The 23,019-nt window shown below is 58.9% G+C and carries 24 protein-coding genes; 15 read left to right on the plus strand and 9 right to left on the minus strand.

The genetic code is table 11. The features are described 5' to 3' along the window. Positions 1 to 6: 6 nt before the first annotated feature. The 7 genes from IOD40_RS09615 to IOD40_RS09645 all read right to left on the minus strand — a co-directional run bounded on the left by IOD40_RS09615 (position 7) and on the right by IOD40_RS09645 (position 6,752). The gene (locus IOD40_RS09615; RefSeq protein ID WP_198476326.1) at positions 7 to 1,512 is read right to left on the minus strand and encodes a CpaF family protein; all 1,506 of its coding nucleotides are present in this window, start codon (positions 1,510 to 1,512) and stop codon (positions 7 to 9) included. Positions 1,513 to 1,536: 24 nt separating this feature from the next. Further along, a complete protein-coding gene (locus IOD40_RS09620) occupies positions 1,537 to 2,808 on the minus strand; it encodes an AAA family ATPase (protein ID WP_198476327.1) in 1,272 nt (423 codons plus the stop codon). 14 nt (positions 2,809 to 2,822) lie between these two features. Further along, positions 2,823 to 3,512, minus strand: a complete 690-nt coding sequence (locus IOD40_RS09625; protein WP_198476328.1) for a CpaD family pilus assembly protein — start codon at positions 3,510 to 3,512, stop codon at positions 2,823 to 2,825. Between the two features lie 14 nt (positions 3,513 to 3,526). Continuing rightward, positions 3,527 to 4,966 carry a type II and III secretion system protein family protein gene (locus IOD40_RS09630; protein WP_233713926.1) on the minus strand — a complete coding sequence of 480 codons (1,440 nt, stop codon included), beginning with the start codon at positions 4,964 to 4,966 and terminating at the stop codon, positions 3,527 to 3,529. 68 nt (positions 4,967 to 5,034) lie between these two features. Then, positions 5,035 to 5,853 (minus strand): Flp pilus assembly protein CpaB, encoded by an 819-nt coding sequence (gene cpaB / locus IOD40_RS09635; RefSeq protein WP_198476329.1) that lies wholly within the window; start codon positions 5,851 to 5,853, stop codon positions 5,035 to 5,037. A gap of 115 nt (positions 5,854 to 5,968) precedes the next feature. After that, positions 5,969 to 6,490 (minus strand): A24 family peptidase, encoded by a 522-nt coding sequence (locus IOD40_RS09640; protein ID WP_198476330.1) that lies wholly within the window; start codon positions 6,488 to 6,490, stop codon positions 5,969 to 5,971. 85 nt (positions 6,491 to 6,575) lie between these two features. Then, the gene (locus IOD40_RS09645; protein ID WP_198476331.1) at positions 6,576 to 6,752 is read right to left on the minus strand and encodes a Flp family type IVb pilin; all 177 of its coding nucleotides are present in this window, start codon (positions 6,750 to 6,752) and stop codon (positions 6,576 to 6,578) included. A gap of 297 nt (positions 6,753 to 7,049) precedes the next feature. Here IOD40_RS09645 and IOD40_RS09650 point away from each other — a divergent pair, with 297 nt between their 5' ends. From IOD40_RS09650 to IOD40_RS09700, 11 genes are all read left to right on the plus strand, one after another. Next, on the plus strand, positions 7,050 to 7,478 hold the full coding sequence (locus IOD40_RS09650) for a pilus assembly protein N-terminal domain-containing protein (RefSeq protein ID WP_198476332.1): 429 nt from the start codon (positions 7,050 to 7,052) through the stop codon (positions 7,476 to 7,478). Between the two features lie 149 nt (positions 7,479 to 7,627). Then, positions 7,628 to 8,212 (plus strand): TadE/TadG family type IV pilus assembly protein, encoded by a 585-nt coding sequence (locus IOD40_RS09655; protein WP_325099699.1) that lies wholly within the window; start codon positions 7,628 to 7,630, stop codon positions 8,210 to 8,212. A 37-nt stretch (positions 8,213 to 8,249) separates the two neighbouring features. Then, positions 8,250 to 8,852: a TadE/TadG family type IV pilus assembly protein gene (locus IOD40_RS09660; RefSeq protein WP_233713918.1), complete on the plus strand. Its 603-nt coding sequence runs from the start codon at positions 8,250 to 8,252 to the stop codon at positions 8,850 to 8,852. Between the two features lie 87 nt (positions 8,853 to 8,939). After that, positions 8,940 to 10,169 carry a phosphopentomutase gene (locus IOD40_RS09665; protein WP_198476333.1) on the plus strand — a complete coding sequence of 410 codons (1,230 nt, stop codon included), beginning with the start codon at positions 8,940 to 8,942 and terminating at the stop codon, positions 10,167 to 10,169. Then, entirely contained in the window at positions 10,162 to 11,043 is an 882-nt protein-coding gene (gene mutM, locus IOD40_RS09670) for a bifunctional DNA-formamidopyrimidine glycosylase/DNA-(apurinic or apyrimidinic site) lyase (protein ID WP_198476334.1), read from the plus strand. The genes IOD40_RS09665 and mutM overlap by 8 nt, the downstream gene beginning before the upstream one ends. 19 nt (positions 11,044 to 11,062) lie before the next feature. Further along, complete coding sequence (locus IOD40_RS09675; RefSeq protein WP_198476335.1) at positions 11,063 to 11,836, plus strand: enoyl-CoA hydratase; 774 nt, start codon at positions 11,063 to 11,065, stop codon at positions 11,834 to 11,836. Between the two features lie 162 nt (positions 11,837 to 11,998). Then, a complete protein-coding gene (gene rpsT / locus IOD40_RS09680) occupies positions 11,999 to 12,265 on the plus strand; it encodes a 30S ribosomal protein S20 (RefSeq protein ID WP_198476336.1) in 267 nt (88 codons plus the stop codon). Between the two features lie 828 nt (positions 12,266 to 13,093). After that, positions 13,094 to 14,641 carry a chromosomal replication initiator protein DnaA gene (gene dnaA, locus IOD40_RS09685; protein ID WP_407649144.1) on the plus strand — a complete coding sequence of 516 codons (1,548 nt, stop codon included), beginning with the start codon at positions 13,094 to 13,096 and terminating at the stop codon, positions 14,639 to 14,641. A gap of 163 nt (positions 14,642 to 14,804) precedes the next feature. Further along, positions 14,805 to 15,923 (plus strand): DNA polymerase III subunit beta, encoded by a 1,119-nt coding sequence (gene dnaN / locus IOD40_RS09690; protein ID WP_198476338.1) that lies wholly within the window; start codon positions 14,805 to 14,807, stop codon positions 15,921 to 15,923. A gap of 24 nt (positions 15,924 to 15,947) precedes the next feature. Further along, on the plus strand, positions 15,948 to 17,111 hold the full coding sequence (gene recF, locus IOD40_RS09695) for a DNA replication/repair protein RecF (protein WP_325099700.1): 1,164 nt from the start codon (positions 15,948 to 15,950) through the stop codon (positions 17,109 to 17,111). A gap of 31 nt (positions 17,112 to 17,142) precedes the next feature. Next, the gene (locus IOD40_RS09700; RefSeq protein WP_198476339.1) at positions 17,143 to 17,919 is read left to right on the plus strand and encodes a molybdopterin-synthase adenylyltransferase MoeB; all 777 of its coding nucleotides are present in this window, start codon (positions 17,143 to 17,145) and stop codon (positions 17,917 to 17,919) included. On the opposite strand, the gene IOD40_RS09705 is transcribed toward IOD40_RS09700, so the two are convergent. Further along, complete coding sequence (locus tag IOD40_RS09705; protein ID WP_198476340.1) at positions 17,909 to 18,910, minus strand: 2-hydroxyacid dehydrogenase; 1,002 nt, start codon at positions 18,908 to 18,910, stop codon at positions 17,909 to 17,911. The two genes, IOD40_RS09700 and IOD40_RS09705, sit on opposite strands and share 11 nt — an antisense overlap. 198 nt (positions 18,911 to 19,108) lie before the next feature. Here IOD40_RS09705 and IOD40_RS09710 point away from each other — a divergent pair, with 198 nt between their 5' ends. Then, positions 19,109 to 19,651 (plus strand): SH3 domain-containing protein, encoded by a 543-nt coding sequence (locus IOD40_RS09710; protein ID WP_198476341.1) that lies wholly within the window; start codon positions 19,109 to 19,111, stop codon positions 19,649 to 19,651. A gap of 59 nt (positions 19,652 to 19,710) precedes the next feature. Here IOD40_RS09710 and irrA read toward each other — a convergent pair whose 3' ends face one another. Continuing rightward, positions 19,711 to 20,139, minus strand: coding sequence for an iron response transcriptional regulator IrrA (gene irrA, locus IOD40_RS09715; protein WP_325099701.1), 429 nt, complete (start codon positions 20,137 to 20,139; stop codon positions 19,711 to 19,713). Between the two features lie 219 nt (positions 20,140 to 20,358). On the opposite strand from irrA, the gene fabA reads away from it, so the two are divergent. Genes fabA through fabI form a run of 3 tightly spaced genes read left to right on the plus strand, consistent with a single transcriptional unit; the run spans position 20,359 to position 22,955 of the window. Then, the gene (gene fabA / locus IOD40_RS09720; RefSeq protein WP_198476342.1) at positions 20,359 to 20,874 is read left to right on the plus strand and encodes a 3-hydroxyacyl-[acyl-carrier-protein] dehydratase FabA; all 516 of its coding nucleotides are present in this window, start codon (positions 20,359 to 20,361) and stop codon (positions 20,872 to 20,874) included. Between the two features lie 38 nt (positions 20,875 to 20,912). Next, positions 20,913 to 22,133 (plus strand): beta-ketoacyl-ACP synthase I, encoded by a 1,221-nt coding sequence (fabB, locus tag IOD40_RS09725; protein WP_198476343.1) that lies wholly within the window; start codon positions 20,913 to 20,915, stop codon positions 22,131 to 22,133. A gap of 15 nt (positions 22,134 to 22,148) precedes the next feature. Then, positions 22,149 to 22,955, plus strand: coding sequence for an enoyl-ACP reductase FabI (fabI, locus tag IOD40_RS09730; RefSeq protein ID WP_198476344.1), 807 nt, complete (start codon positions 22,149 to 22,151; stop codon positions 22,953 to 22,955). Positions 22,956 to 23,019 lie beyond the last annotated feature (64 nt).

Here is a 23,019-nt window from a genome sequence, read left to right on the forward strand (position 1 = left end):
AACCGTTCATAAGGTCGCCTTTTCCATGGCTTCGAGAGCGTTCGCCAGGCGTGCTTCTTCGCCATAGTAGCTTGCGCGATCCCAGAAGGCCGGCCGCGCAACCCCGGTCGATACGTGCTGTCCCAGAAGGCGACCCTGCGCGTCCTCACCCTTGATGTCGTAGTTGATCAGATCTTGGGTGATGATCACGTCACCCTCCATCCCGATCACTTCAGTGACGTGAGTGATGCGGCGCGAGCCATCGCGAAGACGCGCGGCCTGGATGATGATATCGACCGAGCCGACGATGATTTCGCGCACCGTCTTTTGCGGTAGTGTGTAACCGCCCACCGCGATCATTGATTCGATACGGTTGAGGCATTCACGCGGGCTGTTGGCGTGGATGGTGCCCATCGAGCCGTCATGACCGGTGTTCATCGCCTGCAAGAGGTCGAACACCTCCGGTCCGCGTACTTCACCGACGATGATGCGTTCAGGGCGCATACGAAGGCAGTTCTTAACCAGATCGCGCATCGTCACCTCGCCCTCGCCTTCAAGGTTTGGCGGGCGGGTTTCAAGGCGCACGACATGCGGCTGCTGCAGCTGCAATTCAGCCGAGTCCTCGCAGGTGATGATGCGCTCGTCGCGATCGATATAGTTGGTCAGGCAGTTAAGCAGCGTCGTCTTGCCCGAGCCGGTGCCGCCCGAGATGACGACGTTGCAGCGCACACGGCCGATGATTTTCAGCACTTCCGCGCCTTCCGGCGTGATCGCACCAAAACGCACCAGCTGGTCGAGCGTCAGCTTGTCCTTTTTGAACTTACGAATGGTCAGCGCAGCGCCATCAATCGCCAGAGGTGGCGCGATCACGTTGACACGCGAGCCATCTGGCAGACGCGCGTCGCAGATCGGGCTCGATTCGTCGACGCGGCGGCCGACCTGGCTGACGATGCGCTGGCAGATGTTGAGAAGCTGCTGGTTGTCGCGGAAGCGGATGCCGGTCTTCTCAACCTTGCCACCGACTTCGATGAACACTTCCTTCGACCCGTTGACCATGATGTCGGCGATGTCATCGCGCGCCAGCAGGGGTTCGAGCGGGCCGTAGCCCAGGACGTCGTTACAGATGTCCTCGAGCAGCTCTTCCTGCTCGGAGATCGACATCGCAAAGTTCTTGATGGCGATGATGTCGTTGACGATGTCGCGAATTTCTTCGCGCGCAGCGTCTGCTTCTAGCTTCGCCAGCTGCGACAGATCGATCGTGTCGATCAGCGCCGCGAAGACCTGGCTCTTGGTATCGTAATAGCTATCACTGCGCTCCCGGCGTCCGCGCTGCGGCGGCTCGGAAAGAGCACTCATTGCTTCCGGCGCACGCGCCGTCGTTGCCGGGTATTGCGTTGCCACCGTCTGGCTCGGTTTCGCCGCCAGCTCGTTGAGAACCGGCACGCCTGGGGCGCCCGGGGCAATCGACGCGCTTGCCGGGCGAAACTCCGGCGTTTCGCGGATACCCCTGTCGCTACCTCTTCTGCCAAACATTTACGACCGCTCACACGTCCTGAGTTATTTCTTGATCCGCAGCCGGCTGATGATGCCGCCGAAACCTGCCTTCTTCTTCGTCCTGACTTCCGCCCGTCCTGTCACGACATGGGCGATCTCGTTCACCATCTTCACGATGGCGTGGTTGGCATCCATTTCGCCGAGCATCCGCCCGTTATTCGCGCTGGCTCCGAAAAATGCGGCGTCAAACGGGATCACCGCCATCGGCTCGAGTCCGAGCGGCTCGGCAAAATCTCCCGGTGAAATTTCCGGGCGCTTTGGAATGCCTACCTGGTTGATGATCAACTTTGGCGGCATGTCATTGGGCCGCAGTTTCTTAAGCGTATCGACGAGATTTTTCGCATTGCGCAGATTGGCCAGCTCTGGCGTTGCCGTGATGACGATCTCATCGGCATGCGTCAGCACGCTCTTGGACCAATTGCTCCATATATGCGGAACGTCGAGAACGATCAGCGGCGCGCTGCGCTGAGCGACCTCGACGATCGTGGTGAAGGCGTCGCCATCGAAATCATAGGTTCGATCCAGCATTGATGGCGATGCGAGAAGCGAGAGATGCTCCGCACATTGCGCAAGGAGGCGGTCGAGATAGACTTCATCGATACGCTCCGGCGCAAACACCGCTTCGGCAATACCCTGCGGGGGATCCTGATCGAAATTGATGTTGGCCGTGCCGAAGGCAAGGTCGAGATCCGCGACAATCACCTCCGACCGGAACAGCGTCGACATCGCCCAACCGACATTGTGCGCCATGGTCGATGAGCCCGCCCCGCCCTTGGCACCAACGAACGCAATCGTCTTGCCAAGAGGCTCCGCATCGGGCCCGACGAAGATGCCGGAGATCACACTCAGAATATCGACCAGCGTGACCGGCGCCACGACATATTCGGAAATGCCGAAGCGGATCAGCTCACGGTAGAGCCACACATCATTATAATGGCCAATCACGATGACGCGCGTCGACGCATCGCAGACCTCAGCCAGCTGCCCCAGTGAAGCAATCAGTTGCTTGGGCTCTTCCCGCGATTCAACGATGATCAGATTGGGGGTCTGCGCCTGCTGGTAAAACTCGATTGCCGTAGCAATCCCGCCCATGTGAACCTTCAGATGCGCCTTCGCCATCCGACGATCAAGCGCGGCACGCTCCAGCGGACTTGCCACCGCCTCCGTCTCGCAAAATGCCTGGATCGAGATACGTGGGATCAGGCGCAGATCGTTCAGGGCTGACGGGTCCTGCTCAGTCCGCAATCCGCTGTCTTCATAAGCAAGATTGTTCATCGCTCGCCCACCCGTCAGTAGTTAACTTCGGAAGCCCAGTCCGTGTAGCGATCGCGATAGTCGTCAATCGTCACACCCCGGCGTGCTGCATCGATTTCCGCAGGTTGCCTCGGCCCCAGGAGATCGGCGGGATTTGCGATCTGCGCGGCCAGATTGTTCTGATAGGAACATCCGAAATTCGCCCAGTGCTTGTTGTCCGAGGTCTCCAGGAGGTCCTTCGGCCAGCGTCCGCACTGTCCCGTCGACGCCGTCATTTCCGCATAAACAAGCCGGATGGGAGCGGTGGCACCATATTTCGATGCATCGTAAGGCTGATGCGCAATGTGCCCGGAAGGGACGCCCTTGGCATGAAGGCGTTTGGCTATACCTTCCGCCACCAGACCTGCCGCCACCTGATTGCCAGACCCGTGCGGGACCAGCAGAGATACGACCGGAGCAGCCTTGCGGTCGTATCCGGCCATGAAACCGTCCACGATCGTCTTCTGCACTCGGGTCATGCCGCGGTCCATGCTGCCGACCGGGATATCGACTTTCTTGTCTCGCTCACCGACGACGATCGGATGGTTGGTCCGGTAATCGTCCGGCACCGAGCCCACCGTGATGCTATCCCGGTTGGCGCAGCCCCCCAAAAGAGCTGCGGCCATGACAATCACCAGCGGCACGCTTCCCTTGCGAGATAGTGTCGTGAAAGCCCCTTCACACATGTGCCCGTCCCCAATCACTTGTAAATGAAGCCCACGACGCCGTGGTAGCGCCCGGCTGGCTTGTCGGTCTTCATGGTCCCGTAGACGCGATTGACGCGGTTCAGGAACATGCCGGCGCCATCGCTGGCGGGATTGAAATTGTCATCCGGCTTGGCCAGCGCGGTTCGCGCCACCGGCTTTGACAGGTAGGGCGTCACGATGATGACCAGTTCGGTCTCGTTGCGCACAAAGTCTCGGCTGCGAAAAAGCGATCCCAGAACCGGGATTTTCGACAGGCCAGGCAATCCATTGGCCACCTGCCGCACATCATCGCGCACCAGCCCCGCGATCATCATCGACCCGCCCGACGGGAGTTCGATCGTCGTGTCCGCCAGGCGCTTGCGGATGGAAATGATGTTGGAATCATGCGACGAGATCGATCCTTCGACGGTCGGTTCCGACACCGAAGTCCGCACCTTCAGGCTGATCCTTCCGGGGGACAAAACCACCGGCAAGAATTCGAGACCAATGCCATACTCGATCTGCCGATGGGTGTACTTGCGTTCCAGCGAGCCGTCATCGCGCTCCTCATTGCTGGTTTCGCTCAGCAAATTGAACTCGCCGCCGACGCGGAAGGTCGCCTTCTCTCCAGACACAGCAGTCAGAGTCGGCTCTGCCAGCGTCTTCATCACACCGGATTGTTCCATCGCCCTGAGGTAGGAGCTCAGCCGACCCTGCTGGAGCGTCAGATTGGAATCTGAGAGGGACTTTCCCAGACCGGGATACGTCTCGGACAGAGCGCTCCATGAGATGCCATCGACGTTGCCTGCACCAATCAGATTTACGCCAAGCTGCTTCATCACGCTGCGACTGACTTCCGCCACCGTGACCTTGAGCGTGACCTGATCTTCGCCGACGATCTTCAGCATGTTGACGATACGGCTGGTGCGGCGTTGCTGATCCGGGTTGTTGATGTCGACGCCGCCTGCCGCATTGCCGCCAGCGGCGGTCATCGCATATTGGCCAGTCGTCGCTTCACCACCGGACACAAACAGCTGAGCGAGTTCTTCGGCCCGTTTGGCGTCGAGCGGCGTCTCGACTGTTCCGGTCAAGACAACGTTGTCATTGATCAGTTCGGCCCGGATGTCCGATTCCGGCAGGAAGCGCTTGAGGTAGCCTTCCAAACCGGTCACATCGCGCTCGACCTGGATCTCGAGGCTCGCAACCTGCTCTCCGTTCGGGCCAAAGACGAAGATGTTCGTTTCGCCGACGGTCTTGCCGAACAGATAAATGCGTCTTGCCGTACGCGTCACCGCATCCGCAACTGCGGGATTGGCGACCAGAATGTCATAGGCATCGCGCGGAAGATCGATGACCCTCGACTTGTTCAGGCCAAGCTTGATCCGCTGATGAGCGCTTTGAGAAGAAACATTTACGGTTCCCTGCGCGTAGGCTGCAGGCAGCGAAAGGTTCATCGCTCCACCACAGGCCAGAAGCATCGCGATTACGCCTCCGGCAAATCGCGTCAGTATAGATGCTGCGGTCATTTGCCCGCCCCCACTTCCGTCACCTCACCGGAGCGGATCAGACGAACAACACCTCTTCGATCCATCCCGTAAACCAGATAGTCAGCCTCACGATCGACCTTTTCCTGCGCGTCAGCTACCGAGCGAAGCGCCAGCGTGAGACGGTCGGCCATTTGTTGCGCAACCGTGATGATTTCTGCCTGCTGCGGCGTCAGTTCGAGGGTCGCCGTATCGCCGACACGCACCAGCTTGCCGTCCTCATCTTCCTGAATGGCCTGATCGATCGCCAGAACCCTGATGTTCTTCAGGATCGTTTCGGTAACGTACCGTTCGCCCGCGCCGCTTTCTGTGTCGGTCGACCTGCGCGTCATGATGACGTCGACATTGTCATTGGGAAGAATAAAGCCGCCTGCAGACGTATCGGCCGCAATGCGCGTGGCAACCGCGCGCTTGCCGGATGGCAGGATCGCCGACATGAAGCTGTGCCCCTCACCAATCAGCTTGGCGCGGCGAAGAGGTTCACCCGCGTAAAGAGGAACACGCGCTATCGCGCCACCGAGTTCATCGAGTGCGTTTGGATCGCCGCTCTTGGTGATGAAGGCGTCGTTGACGCCGTCGGCTGGCCATGATTGCCAGGAGATGTTGCCGCCGATCGGCGCTCCCATCGGGACATCGCCGGATAGCACCATGACCTCAACCAGCTCTACCGCCGGCTCTTGAGCGACTGCCTGGAAATCCGTGTCAGCCGGCGTTGTCGCCATGTTCTTGGCGACGTACCCAGCTCCCACAGCTGCCGCAACAGCAATGCCGAGTATGATCACACGAGATGGTGCCATTCGTCCGGTCCCCATACAGACGCTCAATACGCCGACCGGACATTGACCTTCAATTCGTCAAATTATGGTTAATGATGAACTTACATCAATGCTTAATATTTAGCTTTTCATTGTTTCATCCAGTAACGACCCTATCGAGAACCGTTTGAACCAATGAAGTGGACGGGTAGACGTAGAGCCCTGCCGCCCCTAGGGCGATGCCATAAGGTATTCCGGCTTTCTCATCAGCAAGATTGCGCAAGAAAATGTTATGACCGCTATAGGCCGCAACAACTGATCCGCGATACATAAGAATCGCCAAGGTAATCGTTCCGCCAAATATTGCGCCATAGGTGAGGTACTCCATCAGAACCACCGATGGCCCCATCCAGAGGGCAGTCGAAGCAAGCAGCTTCGCATCTCCGCCACCCATGACACCCGCCGCGAAAAGGGCGAACGTAACGCACAAGACTACAATGGCAGCAGCGAAGTGGCCGGAAATGGTAAAGAGATCCATTCCAGCAAATGGCGAGACAATGACGAACGAGACGACAAGGATCGCCGAGACGCGATTGGCGATGGTCATCGAAAGCAAATCCGACACCATCGCGAAGACCATGCAGAAGGGAAAGACAACAAAGATCAATGCTTCAAGCATTCACAAAGCCTTCATGGCCAAATCGAGCGCTGACCTGCGAATCAGAAAGATCGCCGAGACGGCGACCCTCCTGATTCGATGCTCATTACTTAACAGTGGTCGTCAGCTTGCCGGCGATCGCCGTGAACTGTTTGTCCAGGTTACCACCAAGCGTCGTAGCTCCAGCGATAATCGCAACTGCAATTAGCGCGGCGATCAGACCGTATTCGATGGCAGTAGCGCCGGATTCGTCTTTTACAAAACGTGCAATGAACTTTGACATGCGAGACTCCTAGCTCCAGGTGTTTACAGCTCTCCGTCAACGTTCTGCCGTGTTGATCGGATGGCTTGACTATACTGACCCTCAATTGCCGCCACCTTAAGAAACACGATTACCGAAATCTTTACTTGGAGCTCTTCCTTGCTTGGTTAAGCTCCGATGAAGTACTACTTAAAATCCGATACAATTCTTTGCGCGCCCTTTCACAGCAGCAATTCCTGCAGGATCAAGCAGGTTGTTTAACCGTTGATTCACCATTCTCCCGCACTTTCCGCTCAGTAGTGGCGCGGGAGAACGCAGATGTTGCGTCAGGTTTCTGTTTATTTGAGCTCGGCAATACTGGGAATGGCTGTCGCCACGTTGATGGTCGGCGCTGCCAGCGCTGAACCGATCATGGTCGAGATGAACCAGGCCCGGATTGTAAAGCTTGCCCGCGCAGCAGACACTATTATCATCGGCAACCCGAATATTGCGGATGCTTCCGTCCAAGACGCCTCTACTCTTGTTCTGACAGGTAAAGGTTTCGGGGTCACCAATATGGTGGTTATCGATGCAGACGGTGAAGTCATCGTGGATGAGCAGATCGCCGTATCCCGGAACACAGCCAACACGGTCAGGGTGTACCGCCGCGCGCAGGTACAGACTCTCTCATGCTCGCCCTTCTGCGAAGGCGCCTATATGAATGAAGCGGAGCAGCAGGCGCAGAGCGCCCAGAACTTCGGTCACTGACGCGCCAAACGCCTCGCAACCTAGGCTTGATGCAGCGCGACAGGCGCTAACAAGTTCTTTCCGGAAACGGTCGCATTCGCGCAATCCCCAAAACGGGACATAAACACGACGCATGTAACCTTGCAGTATAAGTCGCGGGGGACTGCATCGTGCAGGTAAAATCAGATCAGATCAGGCAATCCGGAAAACGGAAGTTTGAACTGCGTTACTTCTCGCGGGACGATGCTGGCAGCGTCGTCGTCGAGTTCGCTGTTCTTGCGATACCGTTCTCGCTCCTGGTGTTTGCCATTCTGGAGAGCTGCATCTCCTTCGCCGGCAACCAGCTTCTGATGAACGCAACTGACGAGGTAGCCCGGGAGCTTCGGACCGGCCAGGTACGCGTACGAGATCTGGACAAGGACGAGAAGAAGAACATCGCCTTCGTTCGTGGCAAGGTCTGCGAAAAAATCGAAATCATTGTCTCGAAAGGCTGCCCGGGACTTCTCGTCGATCTGAAGAGCTATTCGACATTCACTGAGGCTGCCGATGCCCGGATCAAGTTCAAGAATGACGACGTCGATGACAGTGATTTCGGGGCGGAGCTTGGCAAATCCGGCACCATCAACCAGCTTCGCACCTTTTATCGCTGGCCGGTCATGACCGACATCCTGCGCCAGTCCATGTCCAACATTAAGGGCGGCAAGACCCTCCATTACGCCAGCGTCACCTGGCGAAATGAGCTGTTCGATGACTAGGAGCCGAGGCAGCGCTATGAATTCATCGATACAAGCCTTGAACCGGCCTTTCGCATGGCTCCGCTCGCAGCTGCGGTCTCTGGCCCACAACCAGCGCGGCGTCGCTGCAGTTGAGTTTGCACTCATCGCACCGATTTTGTTTGTGCTTTACTTTCTTTCCATGGAAGTTTCGCAAGCAATCGAGACAAATAAAAAGGTCAGCAGAATATCTTCCATGGTGGCAGATCTCGTGACACAGGGGAGCATGTCTGCCACCACCCTTGATGAGATCATGGATATCGGAAAGGCGATCGTCTATCCCTACAACCGCACCGTCCCTTCCATTGAGATCATCGGCATCGAGGTTACCAATGAAAACAAGCCTCGTGCACGCGTTGCGTGGTCAAGGAAGAGCGTCAACAACAAGACGTCCGCCGGAACTACGAAGGGTACCGAGGTTTCGATCCCGGAGAGCTTGAAGGTCAAGGGCACCTTTTTGGTTCAGGTGAAAGCCTCGCTGGATTATCGCCCCGTCATTACTTGGGCGGCAGATGCGAAAGCGTCCCTTGGCCTCGTAGGCGCTTTCGACAGGATCCAGATGGGCGAAAGCTACTATCTGCGCCCCCGCACGACATCCACCATCACCTGTAACAACTGCTGATCGGCTGTTCTCCCGACAGCTCTCGGATTGCCAACGCGGGGAGAGGATCATATCTGTGATCGATTCTTCATGGCGAACGGCGCATAAATGTCCCGAGCATTTCTCCTTGTCCTCGACTCCTTCGGCATTGGTGGCGCGCCCGACGCGGCTGCCTATGGCGACGAGGGTGCCAACACGTTCGAACACATCAGGACTGCGTGCGCGGCGGGACTTGCCGATGTAGAGGAGCTGCGTGCGGGCGCGCTTCATCTGCCTCATATGGAATCACTCGGGCTTGCGCACGCAGCAGCCCTTGCCTGCGCCCATGAATTGCCCGACACTATTACCAGCGGCTTCTTCGCTGCTGCCACCGAAACCTCGAAGGGCAAAGATACGCCCTCCGGCCACTGGGAACTGGCCGGACTGCCAGTCGATTTCGACTGGGGCTATCTTCCTCAGTCTGAACCATCCTTCCCGACCTCCTTTACGCACGCCTTGATGAGGCAAGCGAACATCCCGGGCATCCTCGCGGACAAGCACGCTGCCGGTATTCCCGTGATTGAAGAGTTTGGCGAGGAGCATATCCGGACAGGCAAACCGATCATCTACACGTCGGTCGACTCCGTTATTCAGATCGCGGCGCATGAGGAGCATTTCGGCCTCGAACGCCTTTACGAGGTCTGCCGCATTGCCCGCCTCCTTGCCGATGATCTGCGGATCGGCCGCGTGATTGCCCGCCCCTTCATTGGGGAAACGCGCGATACGTTTGTCCGGACCGCAAACCGCAAGGATTTCGCGACGCCCCCGCCGGCACCGACATTGCTGGACCGCCTGACCGCGGCTGGCCGCAAGGTTCATGCCGTTGGAAAAATCGCTGACATCTTTGCTCAAAGAGGCATAAGCACGATTCGCAAAGCGCCCGACAACATGCGTATGTTCGAGGCTCTGCTGGACGCCATGGCGGAAGCCGGTGACGGTGACCTCGTCTTTGCAAACTTCGTGGACTTCGACACCAATTTCGGCCACCGCCGCGATGTTGCAGGCTATGCTGCAGCGCTTGAGGCGTTCGATGCCCGGTTGCCGCAGGCGCTTTCCCTGATGCGGGATGGCGATCTCCTGATGATCACCGCCGACCATGGCTGCGATCCGACCTGGCAGGGCACCGACCACACGCGCGAGCGGGTGCCGGTCCTCGGGTCCGGTCCATCATTTGTGCCTGGCAGCGTCGGTGTTAGACCTTCCTTTGCGGATGTTGGCGAAACCATCGCGCAGCACCTTGGCATCGCCCCCGGCCAGCACGGCAATTCCTTTCTGGATCTGATCAAACGAGATGCCTGAACTTCCTGAAGTAGAGACAGTCCGACGGGGTCTGGAGCCCGTCATGGAGGGAGCCCTCATCCGTGATGTCGAGCAGCGGCGCCCCAATCTTCGCTGTCCGTTTCCCGCGGACTTTGTCGAGGCGCTGACGGGACGCCGGATTGTCTCCCTCGGCCGGCGAGCGAAATATCTCATCGTTCATCTTGACCGTGACCCGATCCTGATCTGCCATCTTGGCATGTCAGGATCGTTTCGCATTCAAAACGATGTGACCGACGGCACTGTCGGTGAATTTCACCACGAACGCTCAAAGAACGAAGCGCATGACCACGTGGTCTTTCATCTGGAAGACCGAGAGGGCGCACATCGACGGGTAATATATAATGACCCCCGTCGTTTCGGCTTCATGCTGTTCAGCGATGCTGCATCGATCGACAGCCACCCGTCCCTCATCGGGCTTGGGGTCGAGCCGACCGGCAACGCGCTCGACGGGCCACTGCTGCAGAGCCTCCTCGCCGGAAGGCGGACACCGATCAAAAGCGCGCTGCTCGATCAACGCCTGATCGCTGGCTTGGGCAATATCTATGTCTGCGAGGCCCTGTGGCGGACCGGCATCGATCCGCGCCGCGAGGCAAGAGAGATTGCCGCCGATACCATCTTGTGCGCCGCCCTCGCGGAGGCGATCAGACTTGTCATCGCCGAGGCCATCGTCGCCGGCGGCTCATCGCTGCGCGACCATGTCCAGACGGACGGCTCAATGGGCTATTTCCAGCACTCGTTCAAAGTCTATGATCGCGCGGGACAACCGTGCCTTCGCAAGGGCTGCGAGGGAGGGGTCGGCCGAATGGTCCAGGGTGGACGCTCAACCTTCTACTGCACCTCATGTCAGAAGTGACAATTTCAGGGAGATGATGATGGCTTACGAAACAATCCTTGTCGAAACCCGCGGCAAAGTGGGCATCATCACCCTGAACCGCCCTCAGGCGCTCAATGCCCTCAACACGACCGTGATGGCTGAGGTCGTTGCAGCGCTGCAAGGCTATGAAGCCAACGACGCCGTTGGCGCAATCGTTATTACGGGCTCGGAAAAGGCCTTCGCAGCCGGTGCCGATATCAAGGAAATGCAGAGCAAGACCTATGCCGAGGTCTTCGCGGGCGACCTGTTCGCGGAATGGGACGGGCTTTTGCGCATTCGCAAGCCCGTCATCGCTGCTGTTGCAGGTTACGCGCTGGGCGGCGGCTGTGAGTTGGCGATGATGTGCGACTTCATCATTGCCGGCGAGAACGCAAAGTTCGGCCAGCCCGAAATCACACTTGGCGTCATGCCCGGCATGGGTGGCTCCCAGCGCCTGACCCGCTTCGTCGGCAAGTCCAAGGCCATGGACATGTGCCTGACCGGCCGCATGATGGATGCCGCCGAGGCCGAGCGATCAGGTCTGGTGTCTCGCGTGGTGCCGGTAGCTGACCTTCTTTCCGAGGCAATCGGTGCGGCAGAAAAGATCGCGAATCTCTCCATGCCCGCAGTGATGATGAACAAGGAGGCGGTCAACCGCGCCTATGAGACAACGCTCGCGGAAGGGCTTCGCTTCGAACGCCGACTATTTCACTCCATGTTTGCGCTCGATGACCAGAAAGAGGGAATGAGCGCATTCGTCGAGAAGCGCAAAGCCAACTTCACGAACCGATGATCCGGCCGGATTCAACCGTTGACGTATGAACAAAGCTATTCTATAAGCCAGCGCAACTGAGGCGGCCCCCGTGCCGCCCCTTGTGTTATAGAGCGTTCTCGTGACCGTATCCTTTCGGTACGTCTTTTGCGAGTACAGACATCAGTTCGAGAGAGAGGCACCATGGCCAATACGTCTTCGGCCAAGAAGGCTACGCGAAAAATCGCCCGCCGCACTGCGGTCAACAAGAACCGCCGCTCGCGCGTTCGCACCTTCCTTCGCAAGGTCGAGGAAGCACTGGCATCGGGTAACAAGGAAGTTGCACAGGCAGCTTTCGCAGAGGCACAGCCTGAGCTGATGCGCGCTGCTTCCAAGGGTGTCATCCACCGCAACACTGCTGCCCGCAAGGTATCGCGCCTTGCTCAGCGCGTGAAGTCGCTCAGCGCGTAAGCGACGAGCCTTCAGTTTGAATTCGGAAAAACCCGGTACCTTTGGTGCCGGGTTTTTTGTTGCCCGAATTTCTTGGGAATAGTTTCCGCGCGCAGTCCTCGCGATGGAATCGGTTTGCAACCCTAGGTGTGAGGCGACTGAATCCGTGAAATTTTGACGATTCCCGCATCTTCAACCTCCTCATAAAATATCGTTTGTTTTCAAGGGCTTATCTACGGTTGAGATTCTATCGGAGATTCTCTCGCGGGCTCGGCGCTCACCCAATCATGTCAAGAAGAATTTGTTTGCCGGGGGTGATTCTCAGGCCGATATGCAAAAGGTTTTGAATCAAAAAGACTTTGTGGCCTGCCTCCTCTTGCCGGGTTGCGAGTCAAGGGCCGAAGCGGCCTTGAGGCAGGAAAAATTCCCGGTGGATCACTTGCCCTCTCGCCGCCATTTTTTGTAGTGTCTGGACATCGAAGGGCGGGGCCCAAAAGCCTTGCTGATCTAGCCAGACAGCAGCGACAGTGCACGTGAGCGCAAGCTCACGGGAGGCGACCTTTGCTCTTTCGAGACTAAGGGGACTACCCAGACTTAGGACAATTTGACTCAGGGCATGCGCTCTGGGAACGACATCATTTTGCCTGCCCGGCAGAGGAGTAAGCTCCGTGACGGGACGGGCTGTGCAGAAGGAAGGGCAAGCGCGAGGATCGCAAACAGCCGACAGGGCAACAGATAAACAGCGTGCCACCAAGCCGAGAAACACCCGACGAGATCGGGCCGATGCAAAGGCGTCGAGACACAATCGGCAGGGACACGCGCAGGGCGTTAAAGACAGGGATTTATTGCATGCACGGCGGCATTGCGGCGCGAGGCGAGAACGCTTCGCTTATTCATGGCAGCGGGATTGATGAGGGTGAAGGCATGACTCAGTCGAGCGGGCCCGAAGCAAACTTTGAGCGCGTGAAGGCGCAACTGAAGGCCCGGCTTGGTAATGATGTCTACTCCAGCTGGTTTGGCAGGATGCAGCTCGCCGAGGTTTCCAAGGGTCTGATCAGACTCTCTGTGCCTACGGCATTCCTGCGCCAGTGGATCAACAGCCACTATGTCGAGCTCATTTCCGAATTGTGGAAGCAGAGCGATCCATCCACCCTGCGCGTCGAGATTGTCGTGCGCTCGGCAGTGCGCGCGGTCATCCAGCCTGTAGAAGAGCGCACAACCACGCGTTCCACTCAGCGTCCGGCTGCGCCTGCTGCCACCCCGATGGCAGCGAGCGGCGAGCAGGCGGCCAGGGCTTCTGCAGGTCGCGGCAGTGCAGCACAGGACACGCAGGGCAAGCAGTCGGTGCTCGGCTCTCCGCTGGATGCACGCTACACCTTCGATTCCTTCGTTGAAGGTCCGTCGAACCGCGTGGCATTTGCTGCGGCACGGGCTGTTGCAGAGTTTTCGCCGACTGCCCTGCGCTTCAACCCGCTTTTCCTGCATGCCTCTGTTGGCCTCGGTAAGACACACATCCTGCAGGCAATTGCTGCAGAAGCGATCCGCCAGCGGCCGCAGGCTCGCGTCGTCTACCTGACGGCAGAGTATTTCATGTGGCGCTTTGCGACGGCAATCCGTGACAATTATGCGCTCCACCTCAAGGAGCAGCTGCGCGACATCGACCTTCTGATCATCGATGACATGCAGTTCCTGCAGGGCAAGTCGATCCAGCACGAGTTCTGCCACCTGATCAACATGCTGCTCGACAGCGCAAAGCAGGTGGTGGTCGCGGCAGACCGTCCGCCCGCAGAGCTGGAATCGCTCGAGCCGCGCGTGAGATCGCGCCTCAATGGTGGCGTGGCGCTTGAGCTTGCGACACCTGACTACGAGATGCGTCTTGCGATCCTTCGCCAGCGTTATGAGGCTGCTGCAGCGGAAGACCCGTCACTGAAGCTTCCGGACGAGATCCTGAGCCACATCGCTCAGGCAGTCACGGGCAGCGGACGTGAACTGGAAGGTGCGTTCAACCAGATCCTGTTCCGCCAGTCGTTCGAGCCGGAAATGTCGGTCGAGTGGGTGGATGAAGTTCTGGGCAACATGTACCGCTCGGGCGAGCCGAGGCGGGTGCGGATTGAAGACATCCAGCGCGTTGTCGCACGTCATTACAACGTGTCGAAGGTCGAGCTTTTGTCGAACCGCCGCACGCGTACCATCGTGAAGCCGCGTCAGGTTGCCATGTATCTGTCGAAGATCATGACGCCCCGTTCGCTTCCGGAGATCGGACGTCGCTTTGGCGGCCGGGACCACACGACGGTGCTCCACGCTGTGCGAAAGATCGAAGGTTTGACGGGGTCCGACAACACGCTGGCGCAGGAAGTGGAACTGCTCAAGCGTCTCATCAGCGACCAGACGAGCTGACCCGCTCGTCCCTGTTGAAATTTTCGACACGGATACAACTAGACCGGCTGGATGGCTTGCCTTCCGGCCGGTTTCCCGTCAGGGTCATTTTCCATTTGCGCCAGCCATTCTGACTGGAAATACTGGCCGCCCTGTAAAAACATACTGCGGGATATTGCGTGTCATGCGTGTCATTCTCGAACGCTCCAACCTGCTGAAGTCATTGAACCACGTCCACCGCGTGGTCGAACGCCGGAACACCATTCCGATTCTCTCCAACGTCATGCTGTCGGCATCGCAAGACGGCCTCGAAATGAAGGCGACCGACCTTGATCTGGAAGTAACCGAGGCGACTGCTGCCAGCATCGAGCAGACTGGCGCAACGACGGTTCCCGCGCATCTTCTGTACGACATCGTCCGCAAGCTGCCGGACGGCTCCGAGGTGATGCTGAAGCTCGACGAAAACGGAAACGCGATGACGGTCGCGTCCGGTCGCTCGTCCTTTCGTCTCCAGTGCCTGCCACAGGCCGACTTTCCCGAGCTCACCGCAGGCTCCTTCACCCACAGCTTCCGTATCGATTCCTCTGCCCTCAAGGGCCTGATCGAGAAGACGCAGTTTGCGATCTCGACCGAAGAGACGCGCTACTACCTGAACGGCATCTATTTCCACACTCATGAAGATGACGGACGTCTGACCTTGCGCTCGGTCGCAACCGACGGTCACCGCCTTGCGCGCGCTGAAGTCGAGGCACCATCAGGTTCCGAAGGCATGCCGGGCATCATCATCCCGCGCAAGACCGTCAGCGAATTGCAAAAGCTTGTCGACACACCTGACGTCTCGGTCCAGGTCGAGCTTTCGGACACCAAGATCCGCTTCACGATCGGAAGCGTGGTCCTCACTTCCAAGCTGATCGATGGCACATTCCCCGACTATCAGCGCGTCATCCCGACCGGCAACGACAAACAGCTCGTGATCGACCGTCAGAGCTTCGCGCAGGCGGTGGACCGCGTCTCCACCATTTCGTCCGAACGCGGACGCGCGGTCAAACTGTCTATCGCCTCAGGCCTCGTGACGTTGACGGTCAACAATCCGGACTCCGGCAGTGCGACGGAAGAGATCGCCGCAGGCTACGAATCTGATCCAATCGAGATCGGTTTCAACGCGAAATACCTTCTCGACGTCGCCGCGCAGCTTTCCGGCACCGAAGCCTGCTTCCTTCTGGCCGACGCGGGTTCACCGACCCTTATCCATGACACCAGCGACGAGCACGCGCTCTACGTGCTAATGCCGATGCGCGTGTAACGACACGCGCATCGACCGGCTGCCGTGACACAGGATTTCGATAGTGCGCTGCTGAAGGCGGAAGCGCAGACGCATGTGTCACGGCTTATCCTCACGGATTTCCGCAACTATCACAGCCTGTCCCTCGACTTCTCGCCCGGGGCAATTGTCCTGACCGGCGACAATGGTGCGGGCAAGACCAATCTCCTCGAAGCGATCTCATTTCTGACGCCGGGCCGTGGCTTGCGTCGCGCCTCTCATGACGACGTTACCCGCGCCGGGGCGATGAACGGATTTGCCATCCATGCCCGCATTGAAGGTGCTTTTGGCGAGGTCGAGATCGGTACCGGTACGATCGGCGATGGTGAGGCGAGCGGCCGTAAGGTTCGCATAAATGGCGCACCCGCCCGTTCAGCAGACGAGATGCTGGAATGGCTGCGTGTGATCTGGCTGGTTCCGTCGATGGATTCGCTGTTCACCGGGCCCGCCTCTGACCGCCGCCGCTTCATTGATCGGCTGGTTCTGGCAATCGATCCGTCGCATGGCCGGCGAGCCCTTGATTATGAAAAGGCGATGCGAGGCCGGAACCGCCTTTTGAGCGAAAATGCGCGCGATGAGGGATGGTTCGAGGCAATCGAGCGCCAAATGGCAGAGACCGGCACAGCAATCGCGGCAGCCAGAGTGGAGATGGTCCGGCTCCTGTGCGGCATGATCGAGCATTTGCCGTCCGATGGCCCCTTCCCCAAGGCAGACATCGCCTTATCCGGAACCCTCGAAGAAGCGCTGGCCTACCAGCCTGCGGTCGATGTCGAAGAAGCGTTTCTGCGCTCGCTATCGGCGAATCGATATCGTGACCGCGCTGCTGGCCGCACGCTTGAAGGCCCGCATCGCTCCGACCTCAATGTACGCCACCGCCCGAAAGATATGCCCGCAGGGCTTTGCTCTACAGGCGAACAGAAAGCGCTCCTGACCGGGCTCGTACTTTCGCATACGCGCCTTGTTGCCGAACTGACGCGCTCTGCCCCCGTCCTGCTGCTGGACGAAATTGCCGCTCACCTCGACGCGGGGCGTCGCGCCGCGCTGTTTGAAATTCTCGAAGAGCTGAATTGCCAGGCTTTCATGTCCGGCACCGACGCAGCTCTCTTCTCCGCACTCGAGGGCCGCGCACAATTCCTCAACGTTTCAGGCGGTAGCATCAGCTCACGCTGACATTGCTGCTTCAAGCCGTTATCATGGCGCCATGAACCAGACGCCGCCACTTTCCGATGAAGAACTGGAGCGCTACGCGCGCCATATCGTGCTGCCCGAAATTGGTGGCGCAGGCCAGCAGAAGCTGAAGCGCGCACGCGTCCTCGTCGTTGGCGCGGGAGGCCTTGGCGCACCGATCCTGTTCTATCTCGCAGGTGCCGGCGTCGGTACCCTCGGCATCATCGACGACGACACTGTCTCGCTCTCCAATCTGCAGCGCCAGATCATCCACGGCATGCCGACGCTTGGCATGACCAAGGTGGACAGCGCCGAAGATGCCATCAAGCGCATCAATCCGAATGTGAAGGTAGAGAAGCATCCAATCCGTCTCACCCCCGAAAATATCGCCGATATCGTCTCGCGATATGATCTGGTTATCGACGGGACCGACAATTTCGCGACCCGCTACGCCGTGGCTGATGCCTGCCATTCGGTCCAGCGCCCCCTGGTGACGGGTGCAGTCGGGCGCTTTGACGGATCGGTCACGGTGCTGAAGCCCTTCGAGGCAGGTCCTGATGCCCGTCCGAACCCGTCTTACCGCGACCTGTTTCCGGAGCCCCCGCCAGCCGGGCTGGTTCCGTCCTGCGCAGAGGCCGGAATTGTCGGGGCTCTTGTCGGGGTCATCGGCACTCTTCAGGCGATGGAAGCGATCAAGCTCATCACCGGCATCGGTGAGCCGCTGGTCGGGCGCCTGCTGATGTATGACAGCCTGGGCGCCTCGTTCGATACGGTGCGCTACCAGGCTAGCCGCAAGACCGTCAGGCCTTGATCGGCAGCACCCGATCCGGCGGACGATGACCGTCAAAGAAGGCGCGGATGTTGATGATGACCTTCTCGCCCATGTCGATACGGCCCTCAATCGTCGCCGAACCCATGTGAGGCAGGATCACCACCTTGCCTTTCGCGGCCAACTTAACCAGTTTCGGGTTAACCGCAGGCTCGTGTTCGAAAACGTCCAACCCGGCACCGGCAAGCTTGCCGTTTTCCAACATCTTGATGAGCGCATCCTCGTCGATGATATCACCGCGTGCCGTGTTCACCAAAAAGGCGTTGGGCTGCATCAGCGCCAGCCGTCTTGCTGACAGAAGATGGAAGGTGGCGGGCGTCGAAGGGCAATTCACCGAGATGATGTCCATACGGGCGAGCATCTGGTCGAGGCTCTCCCAATAAGTCGCCTCCAGCGCATCTTCGGTGGCGGGCGCAACCCGTCGGCGGTTGTGATAGTGGATCGACAGGCCGAACGCCTTGGCGCGGCGGGCAACTGCGGTGCCGATCCGTCCCATACCCACAATGCCGAGGCGCTTGCCCCAGATACGGTTGCCCAGCATCCAGGTAGGCGACCATCCGGACCATTTTCCATCGCCCTTCAGGACACTTGCGCCTTCGACCAGCCTACGCGGCACGGCAAGCATGAGCGCCATGGTCATGTCCGCCGTATCTTCGGTCAGCACGTTGGGCGTGTTGGTGACGACGATGCCCTTCTTGGCTGCCGCCGCGACGTCGATCTTGTCGACGCCATTGCCGAAATTGGCGATCAGCTTGAGGTTGGGGCCAGCCTGCTCGATCAAGCCCGCATCGATCCGGTCTGTCACGGTCGGCACGAGCACGTCAGCTTCTTTCACCGCAGCCACAAGTTCGGGCTGCGTCATCGGGCGGTCTTCGACATTTAGCCGCGCATCAAAAAGCTCCCGCATACGGGTCTCGATCGCGTCCGGCAATTTGCGGGTCAACACGACGAGAGGCTTTTTCCTGCCGGTCATAGCATCCTCATAAAAGGGTCTGTTGAGACCTCTTTAACCAAGATTGGCGACACTTGGAAATGGTGCCGGCAGTCTTCGGTCTCCGATCTTGTGTATCAAGCCGACCTGCCAATGACAAAGAAAAAGGGTCCCGGCGCGCCAGACGTGCCGAGGCGGAGTCTGTAGTAGAGCGTACTGGAAAAAATGGCCCCCCGCACGATGTCCAGAACCATCCTGATCGCCACGATGGCGGCGTTCGCAATTCTCGGATTGTCCACGTTCCTGCACCCCCCCCTCGTTTTCGCTCAGGCGACCGCAGTCGGCCCGAGCGGCCTTCCTCTCCCCCGATTCGTTAGCCTGAAATCCGGCAAGGTCAATCTCCGGATCGGCCCTGGCCTCAACTATCCCGTCGAGTGGATGTACACCAAGGCTGGCGTACCGATGGAAATCATCCAGGAGTTTGACAATTGGCGGCGCGTGCGCGACGCCGAAGGCGCAGAAGGCTGGATCAACCAGTCCTTGCTGTCAGGCCGCCGCACCGCGATTGCTGCCCCGTGGCAGCAGGGCAAGGAGGCAGAGCTGATGTTGCGAGCAGGACCGGACACAAGCTCGCGCATCGTTGCCCGCCTGCAGCCTGGCGTCATCGGCACGATCAAGGAATGCGACGGCCAGTGGTGCGAAATGGAGTTTTCCGGACATCGCGGCTGGATCAGCCAGACGCAGATCTGGGGCGCATATCCCGGCGAGGTCTACAAGGACTGATCACGCAGACGGCGGGATTCAGATCCCGCCAAGCCCTTCGCGTTTAGATCACGCCGCACTCAGAACGACTTTGAGCGCAGACGCACCACGATATCGACATTGGCGATTTCCATACCTTCCGGCGGCTCTGGAAGGTTGTTGACCGTCACTGCGCCCGTGTCGATGTCCATCACGCGGTTTTCACCTTCAACGAAGAAATGATGGTGGTCGGACGTGTTGGTGTCGAAATAGGTCCGCGAGCCTTCGACCGCCAGGATGCGAAGAAGTCCGACATCGGTGAACTGATGCAGGGTATTGTATACGGTCGCCAATGAGACGGTGACGCCCGCATCAAGCGCTTCTTCGTGCAGCTCTTCGGCTGAAAGGTGCCGATCGCCCTTCGCAAACAGGAGATCAGCCAGCGCAACTCGTTGACGCGTCGGGCGCAGCCCAGCCGCGCGAACCCGTGCCTCCAAATCACATGACTTTGTATTATGCTTATCCGTCAAGACAGCACTTTCCTGTTGCAGATGGCACTTGAGCCCATCATTCCATTGTCAACATATATTCGGTTCATGATAGCCGATCAATAGCGGCACGTTGACCGTCTCGTCTGAGCACGTTAAGCCGCTGCGGCGATTTCCTGTCCCATGCAGTCTATGATAGGGGATTGTCACGGATTATAAGCACGATACGACCGTGCCGAGGCAAAGGGACCGCTACGAACGATGTTCGAACAGAAGTCGAGCTATGAATATGAAGATCTGCTGGCCTGCTCTCGCGGAGAGCTGTTCGGGCCAGGGAACGCCCAGCTTCCAGCCCCGCCGATGCTCATGTTCGATCGCATCACCGAGATCAGCGAGACCGGTGGCGAGTTCGACAAGGGCTTCGTTCGCGCCGAGTTGGAGATCAAGCCGGACCATTGGTTCTTCCCTTGCCACTTCCCGGGCAATCCGATCATGCCGGGCTGCCTTGGCCTCGACGCCATGTGGCAGCTGACGGGTTTCTTCCTCGGCTGGCTGGGCGAGCCGGGCAAGGGCATGGCCCTTTCCACCGGCGAAGTGAAGTTCAAAGGCATGGTCACGCCTTCGGTCAAGAAGGTCGAGTACGGTGTCGACTTCAAGCGCGTTATGCGCGGCCGCCTGGTCCTGGGCACAGCTGACGGCTGGCTGAAGGCCGACGGAGAACAGATTTACAAGGCCACCGATCTGCGCGTGGGCTTGTCGAAGCAGGAATCGGCCTAAACGGCCGATCCCGCCGCGCAGTATTCAAGGAGCGCCATATGAGACGAGTTGTCGTCACCGGACTGGGAATCGTTTCCTCCATCGGAAACAACGCAGACGAGGTTCAGGCTTCGCTGTTTGATGCAAAGTCTGGCATCACCTTTTCGGATGTCTTTGCAGAGCACGGCTTCCGCTGCCAGGTCTGGGGCGCCCCGACGCTTGACCCGACGGATCTCGTAGACAGGCGCGCCATGCGCTTCCTGCACCGCGGTGGCGCATGGAACTATGTCGCCATGCAGCAGGCGATCACCGATGCAGGTCTCGAAGACAGCGATGTGTCGAATGAGCGCACCGGCATCATCATGGGCTCCGGCGGCGCCTCGACCAAGACGATCGTTGAAGCTGCCGAGATCACGAAGGCGAACAACAGCCCCAAGCGCATCGGGCCGTTCGCTGTGCCGAAGGCAATGTCCTCGACCGCCTCGGCTACCCTTGCCACCTTCTTTAAGATCCACGGCGTCAACTACTCGATCTCGTCGGCTTGCTCGACCTCGGCGCACTGCATCGGCAATGCGTATGAGCTGATCCAGTTCGGCAAGCAGGACATGGTCTTTGCCGGCGGCCACGAAGATCTCGACTGGACGATGTCGAACCTGTTCGACGCGATGGGCGCGATGTCGTCGAAGTTCAACGACCGCCCGTCGGTTGCTTCGCGCGCATATGACGCCAACCGTGACGGCTTCGTCATCGCTGGCGGTGCAGGCGTTATCGTTCTCGAAGAACTCGAGCATGCCAAGGCACGCGGCGCGAAGATCTACGCTGAAGTCGTTGGCTACGGCGCAACCTCGGACGGCTACGACATGGTCGCACCGTCGGGCGAAGGCGCGATCCGCTGCATGCGTCAGGCCATGTCCACCGTCACCGGCGACATCGATTACATCAACACGCATGGCACTTCGACGCCGGTTGGCGATTCGAAGGAAATGGCCGCCATCCGCGAAGTGCTTGGCGACAAGCTGCCGGCGATCTCGTCCACCAAGTCGCTCACCGGCCACTCGCTCGGCGCTGCTGGCGTTCAGGAATCGATCTACTCGATCCTGATGATGCAGGGCGGCTTTATCGGCGAGAGCGCGCATATCGAAGACTTCGATCCGGAGTTCGAGGGTATGCCGGTCGTGCGCGAGCGCATTGAGAATGCCAAGATCGATACCGTACTTTCAAACTCGTTCGGGTTCGGCGGCACCAACGCAACGCTGGTTTTCCAGCGCTACCAAGGCTGACCGGGAGCACGACACATGACCGGACTGATGAAGGGCAAGCGCGGCCTGATTATGGGCGTCGCGAATGACCACTCAATTGCATGGGGCATAGCCAAACACGCTGCTGAGCAGGGTGCCGAGCTTGCCTTTACGTATCAGGGCGAGGCCTTTGGCCGTCGCGTGAAGCCGCTTGCCGACAAGATCGGCACCAAATTGCTGCTGCCATGCGATGTCGAGGATATCTCGACCGTCGATTCCGTCTTCGAAACTTTGAAGGCCGAGTGGGGCAAGATCGACTTCATCGTTCACGCCATCGGATTTTCCGATCGCAACGAACTGAAGGGGCTTTACGCCGACACGACGCGCGAAAACTTCGTGCGCACGATGGTTATCTCCTGCTTCTCGTTTACTGAAATTGCTCGTCGCGCGGCTGATCTGATGGAAGAAGGCGGCTCGATGCTGACCCTGACCTATGCAGGTTCGGTTCGCGTCATGCCGAACTACAATGTCATGGGCGTCGCCAAGGCGGGTCTGGAAGCCAGCATTCGCTATCTGGCAAACGACTTTGGCCCGCGCGGCATCCGCGTCAACGGCCTGTCGGCTGGCCCGGTTCGCACGCTCGCAGGTGCCGGCATCGCCGACTCGCGCCTGATGTACAACTACCAGCAGCGCAATGCGCCGATGCGTCGCCCCGTGACCATTGAAGATGTCGGCAAATCCGGCCTCTACCTCCTGTCTGACCTGTCGTCAGGTGTCACCGGCGAAATCCATTACGTCGACAGCGGCTATCACATCGTCTCGATGCCAACGCTGGACGAGCTGAAGCGCACCGATCAGGATTAATGATCGGCAAAGCATGAAACAAAAACGGGCGCCTTGATCGGGCGCCCGTTTTGTATTCGGGATC

The organism is Aquamicrobium zhengzhouense (assembly GCF_016124105.1).
GTDB lineage: Bacteria > Pseudomonadota > Alphaproteobacteria > Rhizobiales > Rhizobiaceae > Aerobium > Aerobium zhengzhouense.

What these genes read in the sequence shown, in the direction of transcription:
- cpaB (WP_198476329.1), bottom strand. Translation starts at nt 5,853, where the DNA reads ATGGCACCATCTCGTGTGATCATACTCGGCATTGCTGTTGCGGCAGCT.
- IOD40_RS09700 (WP_198476339.1), top strand. Translation starts at nt 17,143, where the DNA reads ATGAACCAGACGCCGCCACTTTCCGATGAAGAACTGGAGCGCTACGCG.
- fabA (WP_198476342.1), top strand. Translation starts at nt 20,359, where the DNA reads ATGTTCGAACAGAAGTCGAGCTATGAATATGAAGATCTGCTGGCCTGC.
- IOD40_RS09705 (WP_198476340.1), bottom strand. Translation starts at nt 18,910, where the DNA reads ATGACCGGCAGGAAAAAGCCTCTCGTCGTGTTGACCCGCAAATTGCCG.
- IOD40_RS09625 (WP_198476328.1), bottom strand. Translation starts at nt 3,512, where the DNA reads ATGTGTGAAGGGGCTTTCACGACACTATCTCGCAAGGGAAGCGTGCCG.
- IOD40_RS09650 (WP_198476332.1), top strand. Translation starts at nt 7,050, where the DNA reads ATGTTGCGTCAGGTTTCTGTTTATTTGAGCTCGGCAATACTGGGAATG.
- fabI (WP_198476344.1), top strand. Translation starts at nt 22,149, where the DNA reads ATGACCGGACTGATGAAGGGCAAGCGCGGCCTGATTATGGGCGTCGCG.
- IOD40_RS09640 (WP_198476330.1), bottom strand. Translation starts at nt 6,490, where the DNA reads ATGCTTGAAGCATTGATCTTTGTTGTCTTTCCCTTCTGCATGGTCTTC.
- IOD40_RS09665 (WP_198476333.1), top strand. Translation starts at nt 8,940, where the DNA reads ATGTCCCGAGCATTTCTCCTTGTCCTCGACTCCTTCGGCATTGGTGGC.
- IOD40_RS09615 (WP_198476326.1), bottom strand. Translation starts at nt 1,512, where the DNA reads ATGTTTGGCAGAAGAGGTAGCGACAGGGGTATCCGCGAAACGCCGGAG.
- IOD40_RS09620 (WP_198476327.1), bottom strand. Translation starts at nt 2,808, where the DNA reads ATGAACAATCTTGCTTATGAAGACAGCGGATTGCGGACTGAGCAGGAC.
- IOD40_RS09645 (WP_198476331.1), bottom strand. Translation starts at nt 6,752, where the DNA reads ATGTCAAAGTTCATTGCACGTTTTGTAAAAGACGAATCCGGCGCTACT.
- rpsT (WP_198476336.1), top strand. Translation starts at nt 11,999, where the DNA reads ATGGCCAATACGTCTTCGGCCAAGAAGGCTACGCGAAAAATCGCCCGC.
- fabB (WP_198476343.1), top strand. Translation starts at nt 20,913, where the DNA reads ATGAGACGAGTTGTCGTCACCGGACTGGGAATCGTTTCCTCCATCGGA.
- IOD40_RS09675 (WP_198476335.1), top strand. Translation starts at nt 11,063, where the DNA reads ATGGCTTACGAAACAATCCTTGTCGAAACCCGCGGCAAAGTGGGCATC.
- IOD40_RS09630 (WP_233713926.1), bottom strand. Translation starts at nt 4,966, where the DNA reads ATGAACCTTTCGCTGCCTGCAGCCTACGCGCAGGGAACCGTAAATGTT.
- IOD40_RS09710 (WP_198476341.1), top strand. Translation starts at nt 19,109, where the DNA reads ATGTCCAGAACCATCCTGATCGCCACGATGGCGGCGTTCGCAATTCTC.
- dnaN (WP_198476338.1), top strand. Translation starts at nt 14,805, where the DNA reads ATGCGTGTCATTCTCGAACGCTCCAACCTGCTGAAGTCATTGAACCAC.
- dnaA (WP_407649144.1), top strand. Translation starts at nt 13,094, where the DNA reads ATGCACGGCGGCATTGCGGCGCGAGGCGAGAACGCTTCGCTTATTCAT.
- mutM (WP_198476334.1), top strand. Translation starts at nt 10,162, where the DNA reads ATGCCTGAACTTCCTGAAGTAGAGACAGTCCGACGGGGTCTGGAGCCC.